The organism is Lysinibacillus sp. GbtcB16 (assembly GCF_019091145.1).
Taxonomy (GTDB): Bacteria; Bacillota; Bacilli; order Bacillales_A; family Planococcaceae; genus Lysinibacillus; species Lysinibacillus fusiformis.
This window is the reverse complement of record NZ_JAGXJV010000527.1, coordinates 1-263: the sequence shown is the minus strand read 5'-3', so window position 1 is coordinate 263 and position 263 is coordinate 1. Positions and strand designations below refer to the sequence as shown.

The following is a 263-nucleotide window of genomic DNA, read 5'->3' as shown; positions in this document are numbered from 1 at the left end:
GTGTCATCATTTGCAGGATTTTCGTGTACATATGAACAATATATGAAATCAATATCAAAATTCCATCTATAGGGGGAATGAAAGTGGCAGAAAATCAAAAAGTTTACGACATAACAATTATTGGTGGTGGTCCAACGGGACTGATCACAGCATTTTATGGCGGTATGAGACAAGCAAGTGTAAAAATCATTGAAAGCTTACCTCAACTTGGCGGACAATTATCCGCACTCTACCCTGAAAAATACATTTATGATCTGGCTGGA

The 263-nt window shown here is 37.6% G+C and carries 1 protein-coding gene; it reads left to right on the top strand.

The features are described 5' to 3' along the window. Nucleotides 1-83: 83 nt before the first annotated feature. On the top strand, nt 84-263 hold a 180-nt coding region (locus tag KVT27_RS25115; RefSeq protein WP_217582223.1), incomplete at its 3' end, for an NAD(P)-binding protein.